Genomic DNA, 902 nt, shown 5'->3' on the forward strand with positions numbered 1-902 from the left:
AATGTCAACGGAGCCTAGTATTGACGATAAAAATAAGATTGAAAGCCTGACAAAAGATTTCTGTTCTGCTCTTGTTATAAGTCCAAATCTTATCAAAGGTTTAACAAAGGGAAAATATTATAAGATTGTTGAGGCTCTGGATGTTGCTGTTGAAGAGCTTAAAGTATTAGCTGAGCAGCCGCTGCTTGATCTTTATAAGAGCCATTATTTAAAAAAGCATTCAGTTACTTCTCTAGATGTAAAATTTGCTCAAATTGATAGTGTTTTTTCATCGCAAGTTAAATGGGGCTTGGCTATAAAAAAAGATAGTGAGCAGAAGAGGCAAGCAGAAAAAATTGGACAAGAGCTTAAGGCATTATCAACAGCAATAGTCAGAAGTTTTGAGGAAAACTCAACAGCGTTTTATAGAAAATACCGCTGGGCGGAGATAACAAAATTAAAGCTAAGTGAGAAATATATTGACAAAGTTGTGGCTAATCCTGGGCAGTTTCGTGAAAATTATTGCCGTTTAGAAGAACTGGGGCCTCATTAACAAGCCAAGGAAGAACCGGGGCTTCACAAAAAAGTTAAGAAAGAACTGGGGCTTCATGAAAAAGCCAGTATCGTTCAGCAAGTACTTGATGACCCTGTTTTTTTTGAAAGGGTTTATCTAACTTTGGATTTGGGTGTTGCAGATCTTAGTGATTTAAGGAGCTATATTGAAAAAGCACTTACAGATCCTGAATTATTTACAAAAGCTTATAAGTATCTAAAAGAATTTGGTTTGCATCAGTTTAAATATATTAACTTATTGCTCAATGACTTTGAAGGGTTTAAGAAGAACTGCGAATATTTAGCTGACTTTCAGTCGGGCCGGTTCGCTCCTTATACTAAGGAAATTATTGTTATAGCGCTGGATTAAC

Annotated in this window: 2 protein-coding genes; both read left to right on the top strand. The window is 35.8% G+C overall.

The features are described 5' to 3' along the window. Positions 1–532, top strand: a 532-nt coding sequence (locus C200_RS15830; RefSeq protein ID WP_016212416.1) for a hypothetical protein, incomplete at its 5' end; no start/stop codon positions are given. A gap of 123 nt (positions 533–655) precedes the next feature. After that, positions 656–901, top strand: coding sequence for a hypothetical protein (locus C200_RS12185; RefSeq protein WP_016212417.1), 246 nt, complete (start codon positions 656–658; stop codon positions 899–901). The last annotated feature ends 1 nt before the right edge of the window (position 902 follow it).

The organism is Piscirickettsia salmonis LF-89 = ATCC VR-1361 (assembly GCF_000297215.2).
Lineage (GTDB): Bacteria > Pseudomonadota > Gammaproteobacteria > Piscirickettsiales > Piscirickettsiaceae > Piscirickettsia > Piscirickettsia salmonis.